We start from the raw sequence: 5,521 nt of genomic DNA, 5'->3' as shown, positions 1-5,521 counted from the left end.
ACTCTGCAAAAGACCTGCAAACGGTCATTGATATGGGCATGGAAGAAGGCCTGACCTCAACGCTTGAACGACTGGATGAGTTGTTGCTGAAACTGAACCAGTAGCCGCCTTTGAACGCAGCAACGCCTTTTAACCGTCAGTCGCCTTGTGGTCGCTCATAGACCACCCAGTTCGATGCCTTGCCAATCCGGTCATACAGCTTGCGCGCCGTTGCATTGTCTTGGGCGGTGATCCAGACAAGCTTAAACCAACCGCGTTCATGGGCAATGTTGTCCAGACGGGCCAGCAAGGCATCGGCGACACCTTGGCGGCGTGCTGTCGGCGCGACAAAAAGGTCGTCGAGCTGGCCAAACCATGCACCGGTCAGGGTTTCCGGTACGGCCCGGTATTGCGCAAACCCGACGACCTGTCCGCCCTTGACGGCAACCAGGCATTCCATTGGTCCAGCGGGATCAAGGATCCAGCGCCAGGTGGTTTCAAGCACCGCATCAGACGGCGTACAGCCATAAAACGCCATATAGTCGGAAAACAACGCAGCCCATATTTTGCGGTCTGCTTGTGCGACCGGGCGGATTTCAATTGTTGTCTTCATCATTCAGCCCCTATGGCACCGATGCGGTACAGATTTGTGCCTTCTGCCTTGGCGGCATACATCGCCTGATCGGCCAGATGGATCAGGGTATCAAGCGTGCGGGCATGTTCGGGATAGATCGAAATACCAAGGCTGGCCCCCACCCGACAGGTCCGGTCGTCCGTGGTCATCGGGGCGGATACGGCGCCAAGGATCTTGTCGGCAATGCCATGGACCTCTGCATCTGTTTCGAGATCTTCGAGCACGACCGTGAACTCGTCACCGCCGATGCGGGCCACGGTATCAGATGCCCGTACGGCCTTCATCAAACGTTGACCGGTTTCGATCAGAATGCGGTCACCGGCGGCGTGGCCACGCTGGTCGTTGATCTGTTTGAAACCGTCGAGATCAATAAAGACAACGGCGACGCGCTTCTTGTTACGCTTGGCGCGGTCGATGGCCTTTGTCAGCCGGTCTTCGAAAATGATCCTGTTGGGCAAACGTGTCAGGGGATCATTGAACGCCAGTTCGCGGATATGATCAGATGCCTCGCGTTCTTCGGTAATGTCGCGGACAACCCCCATCATTTTGACGGTTTCACCGGCATCATCCTTGATCACGTTTCCGGTTTCACGCAGCCAGCGAATACGCCCGTCCGGCCAGACAACCCGGTACTCTTCGTCGTGGTTCTCCCCGGTTTCGATACACCGGATTTCACCCTGTCGCACGCGTTCACGGTCGTCGGGATGTACGGCATTACAGAACAGGGAATAGCTTGGAGTCACCTCGCCCGGTTTGTATCCGAACATGGCATAGATGGCGTCAGACCAATAAAGCTCTTCAGTATCGACCCGCCAGTCCCAAGTTCCGATCCGCGCGAAATACTGGCTTTGTTTGAAACGGTGTTCTTCGTCAGTCGTCTCGGCGCGCGCGTACGAAAGATCGCGCACAAGCATCATGCGGGTCTTGTCATGCCGATACCCCGGCCCGACAAACGTCACCTCAACCGGAAATTTCGCGCCACTGGCCCGAACGGCGTCGATTTGGTATCTGGTTTTCTGTGATTCATCGTAACCGGCAGGCAGATTTGGAAAAAGGGCCGCAAGGGCCGCCCCCTTCAAATCGCTTTCGGATCGGCCGAACATGCTTTGTGCGGCGGCGTTTACGCTTTGAAAAGATCCATCTGCACCCAGCGTCACCACACCGTCTGACATATTCGATATCAGGGTTTCGCATATAGTTAACCGCGCCCGCGCCTGCCTGCGCGCACGGATCGAATATGCCAATGCACCAACGGCAAGGAGCGCCAGGAAAATGGAAAAAGAAACGGCATAGATCATCGGTGGGCGTGGGTTTCCCGAGTAAATTCGTCGCGCAAGATATATACATACATCCGTATAATTAAAAGCCGACCTTTGGGCTATCTATCCTTAAGAACGAGATATACCCCCCTGACGAACAGACACATCAGCATGGGACAGCGCACCCCTTCGGCAGCAAGCATCGTGCAGGTGCCCGACCTTGCTGGCAGAAGCATGAAAAATCCTGTACCATCGGATAAGCTGGCCGTCTGGCATTTGCAGGCGTGACCCGGCATCCGCGTGACCCAATACACGTGAATTCAAGATAAAGCCGCGACCATCTAGCCAGACGGCGCAATCATACGCGCCACCTTTAATCAGCTGAGCGAACTCAAGAAACGGTTCGCAAATCGACAAAGCATGAAAAGGGACAGAGTTGGATCACCATCAGGAATTTTTCGGGACAGAAAGCAGCATAGCCCTGATGAAGAGGAGTGCGGCTCTTTGGACACTCATCCAAGACAATCCAAGATTTGCGTATTACGGCCGGACGGTTGCGCTTTCAGATCCGCAAGGTGATACCGCCGATGTGCTGGCCTCTGTCGCAACCCTTCTTGGGGCATCAGTTGCCTATTACTTCCCCAAATTCAAGGCAGATAAACTGTTCGCGGAGCTGGAAGCACGCGGTTTTTCGTGCGACCGCCACGAACATTATTGGGGTGGCGAAGCCGCCTATGAGGCCAGCCGTCAAATCCTTGAAAAGCATACCCTGCCAGATGACCTGTCGATTATTGCACTCGACGAAACGTCCCCGACAGAACTGGTCGCGGATGTCGCGGCCCTTTGCCAATCCTGTGACGTCATGCCCGTCCCGGGTTCCATCATGCGCGGCCAAGCCCGGCGCGGCATAAATCTGGTGGCAATTGACGCTACCGGTGTGCCGGTTGCAAGTGCATCATCATTTGTCATGCATCACGCGTCAGGCCTGCGACCAAACGACGTGTTTTGGGGGATGCTGGCCACGCGCGAAGACAGACGCGGTGAAAAGATCGGCTTGATCCTTGGCGCCAAGGCCATCATTCACATGTGGGAAAAAGAAACAGCCCGGGGTTTCATGACCGGTGTCCGCCTTGATAATCCGTCCTCACAGGCGCTTTGCAACAAATTGGGCGTTACGGACTCTGACTGGATTTACGCATCCTGCATCCATAACGAGGTCCTTGGCCGCGCCAGCGTCACAAAATAGAGGATTGCGGCGACGGCGTTGAAAGGCCCACATCAAAGGTGCCAGGCACTCATCTGCCAACCCTGCAAATGACGCAGGCCCTGCACCACCGGATGCAGGGCCTGTCGCCATAACGGCATGATGTGCAATCAATGCTCAGCTTTGTGTCGCCCTGATATCACGCACCGATTGCCCCGATATGCCCCAGTCATCCAGAGACACCTCGTCAATCACAACAAAGGTTGTCGCCGGTGATTTGTTCAGCACATCCTGAAGCAGGTCGGTCACGCCCTTGATCAGTTGCACTTTCTGCTCCGGCGTTGGGCCGGTTCCGTCCGGTCCGCCTTCGCGGGTAACCTTGATATTGACGTAAGGCACGTTTCAATCCTCCTGTTCATGATAGGCAAAGACCTTGGTGATGATCTTCCAGCCCGCATCGGTGTGGATCAGCGTCAGCAGGTCTTGATAGTCGCGCCCCATCATGGTCATACGGGCTTCGACCAGCCCCATTTGACGCCCTGTCAGGGTGACCCGATCAACGCTTTCGCTGCGCTTCTCGCCATGCGCTGCCGGGGGTTCACGGTTATCAATCCGCGTCATGTAGGCTTCCAGATCCATGAACTCGTGATTGCCGCCGGTCGCATTGACATAGGCAAGTTCGGGATGAAACACTGTGCGCAGGACGCCGCTGTCAGAATGATAGAGGCCATCGAAATAGCGCCCCATCAGTCCATCAATTTCCACCTCATCAGCAGATTTCATCACACAAGCCCCTCGGCCTTCATGGCGGCCAGCGTCGCCGGGCGCGCCTGAATACGTGCAACAAACCCGGCAAGGTTTGGCCAGTTTGAAAGGTCGATTTCCTTGAAACTCGCCCAGTTCACCAGAACGAAGGTATAGGCGTCCGCCACCGAAAACCGGTTTTCGACAAGATAATCACGACCGTCTGAAAGCACGCTTTCCAGATGGTCGAACTTTGTCGCGACCTTGGCCTTTGCCGCATCCTGCTCTGCCGCGCTTGCGCCATCGGTAAACAGCGGCCCCCAGGATTTGTGCAGCTCTGCCGCAGCAAAATTCAGAAACTGCTGCAAACGTGCCCGCGCCACTGAACCCGGTTTCGGGGAAAAGGCACGTTCGGGGTGGGTATCGGCGATATGTTGAAGAACCGCGACACCCTCGGTCAGATAGTCGCCTGTTTCAATCTCAAGGGCGGGGACATAGCCATTCGGGCTGATCTCGCGATAGGCACGACCGCTTTCCGTGCGCCCTTCCTTGGTGTCCACCCTTTCAATGTCAAACTGCGCACCGACTTCATGCAGCATGATATGGCTGGCAAGCGAACATGCGCCGGGAAGATAATAAAGCTTCATGGGTAGCTCCTTTGGTTTGGTGTATGCCCCCTTTTGCCAAACCGGACGAGCAATTGATAATATCGAGTTTTCATGATAACGATCTAAATTATAGATCATCCTGAGGACCCGATGAACCTGGAACAACTCATTGCGGTTGATGCGGTTGTCAGCACCGGCACCTTTCGCGGCGCTGCAGAGCGCCTGAACAAGGCGCAATCAGCCATCAGCCATCAAATCCGCAAGCTTGAGGATGAACTGGGCTTTGCCATCTTCTCGCGCGCGGATTATCGCCCGCGCCTGTCTTCAGAAGGCGAAGTCTTCCTGCGCGAAGCCACCCGCGTGCTTGACCAGTTCCGCCACCTTCAGGCCACCGCCAAAGAACTGCGCAGCACACAGGAACCACTGGTGCGGATCGCGCTGACCGCAACCATGTCGCTTGAACCGATCCTGAAAATCCTTGGCGCAATCGGCGACAAATTCCCCAACACCCATATCGCTGTCGCGACCGAAATGATGGGCGGTCCGGTGGCCCGTCTGATGAAGGGCGAAGCCGATCTTATTATCGCGGGGCTGGAAGGGGTTGATATCGACCATGTGGAAACCACGCCGGTCGGCTCTGTGGTGATCCGCCCGGTCGCCCATAAAAGCTTCGCCATCGCCGGGCGCAGTGGCATGCGATCGCGCATGGAAATGCAAAGCTATGTGCAGGTGATTGTTGCGGGCACCGGCGGCCCGGATTATGATCAGTCGCGCGATGTGCTTGCAGGTGGACGACGCTGGACCGTCTCGGATTTCGCCACCAAAAAATCCGTCATCATGAATGGTCACGGCTGGGGCGGCCTTCCGGAACACATGATCACGAACGAGCTTAATAGCGGCGAGCTTGTGGCACTTAATGTCGAAGGTTTTCGCCCCCGGCACACCGAAGTATTTGCGATCCGGCGGCGCGATCAGACGATGGGGCGGGTATTGGGTGAGATTTGGCGAGCGTTGCAGACGTAGGCTGCAGCTGAGTATTTGGCGGAGATCGACCCGAATGCCCCCATTACTGGAGCCGCACGGATTACGAAAC

7 protein-coding genes are annotated in these 5,521 nt (G+C 56.1%); 2 read left to right on the top strand and 5 right to left on the bottom strand.

Annotated features, from left to right (window positions below):
- Positions 1 to 136: 136 nt before the first annotated feature.
- Positions 137 to 592: a GNAT family N-acetyltransferase gene (locus tag TH30_RS21830; protein ID WP_181850434.1), complete on the bottom strand. Its 456-nt coding sequence runs from the start codon at positions 590 to 592 to the stop codon at positions 137 to 139.
- Complete coding sequence (locus TH30_RS21825) at positions 592 to 1,911, bottom strand: diguanylate cyclase domain-containing protein (RefSeq protein WP_114100187.1); 1,320 nt, start codon at positions 1,909 to 1,911, stop codon at positions 592 to 594. Before TH30_RS21825 ends, TH30_RS21830 begins: the two co-directional genes overlap by 1 nt.
- A gap of 445 nt (positions 1,912 to 2,356) precedes the next feature.
- On the opposite strand from TH30_RS21825, the gene TH30_RS21820 reads away from it, so the two are divergent.
- Complete coding sequence (locus TH30_RS21820; protein ID WP_114100186.1) at positions 2,357 to 3,118, top strand: hypothetical protein; 762 nt, start codon at positions 2,357 to 2,359, stop codon at positions 3,116 to 3,118.
- Between the two features lie 135 nt (positions 3,119 to 3,253).
- Here TH30_RS21820 and TH30_RS21815 read toward each other — a convergent pair whose 3' ends face one another.
- The 3 genes from TH30_RS21815 to gstA are packed head-to-tail and all read right to left on the bottom strand — an operon-like array spanning position 3,254 to position 4,467.
- Positions 3,254 to 3,475, bottom strand: a complete 222-nt coding sequence (locus TH30_RS21815) for a tautomerase family protein (RefSeq protein WP_114100185.1) — start codon at positions 3,473 to 3,475, stop codon at positions 3,254 to 3,256.
- 3 nt (positions 3,476 to 3,478) lie between these two features.
- Positions 3,479 to 3,859, bottom strand: coding sequence for a nuclear transport factor 2 family protein (locus TH30_RS21810; RefSeq protein WP_114100184.1), 381 nt, complete (start codon positions 3,857 to 3,859; stop codon positions 3,479 to 3,481).
- Positions 3,859 to 4,467, bottom strand: a complete 609-nt coding sequence (gene gstA / locus TH30_RS21805; protein WP_114100189.1) for a glutathione transferase GstA — start codon at positions 4,465 to 4,467, stop codon at positions 3,859 to 3,861. Before gstA ends, TH30_RS21810 begins: the two co-directional genes overlap by 1 nt.
- Positions 4,468 to 4,578: 111 nt before the next feature.
- Between gstA and TH30_RS21800 the strand changes: the two genes are divergently transcribed.
- A complete protein-coding gene (locus TH30_RS21800; protein WP_114100183.1) occupies positions 4,579 to 5,451 on the top strand; it encodes a LysR family transcriptional regulator in 873 nt (290 codons plus the stop codon).
- The last annotated feature ends 70 nt before the right edge of the window (positions 5,452 to 5,521 follow it).

Origin of the sequence: Thalassospira profundimaris, assembly GCF_003326795.1 — a bacterium.
GTDB classification, from domain to species: Bacteria; Pseudomonadota; Alphaproteobacteria; order Rhodospirillales; family Thalassospiraceae; genus Thalassospira; species Thalassospira profundimaris_C.
Note: the sequence above shows the minus strand (reverse complement) of the source record. Positions and strands in the feature narration are given on the sequence as shown.

Coding starts and splice junctions, on each gene's coding strand:
- TH30_RS21810 (WP_114100184.1), bottom strand. CDS start 3,859: ATGAAATCTGCTGATGAGGTGGAAATTGATGGACTGATGGGGCGCTAT.
- TH30_RS21800 (WP_114100183.1), top strand. CDS start 4,579: ATGAACCTGGAACAACTCATTGCGGTTGATGCGGTTGTCAGCACCGGC.
- TH30_RS21825 (WP_114100187.1), bottom strand. CDS start 1,911: ATGATCTATGCCGTTTCTTTTTCCATTTTCCTGGCGCTCCTTGCCGTT.
- TH30_RS21820 (WP_114100186.1), top strand. CDS start 2,357: ATGAAGAGGAGTGCGGCTCTTTGGACACTCATCCAAGACAATCCAAGA.
- gstA (WP_114100189.1), bottom strand. CDS start 4,467: ATGAAGCTTTATTATCTTCCCGGCGCATGTTCGCTTGCCAGCCATATC.
- TH30_RS21830 (WP_181850434.1), bottom strand. CDS start 592: ATGAAGACAACAATTGAAATCCGCCCGGTCGCACAAGCAGACCGCAAA.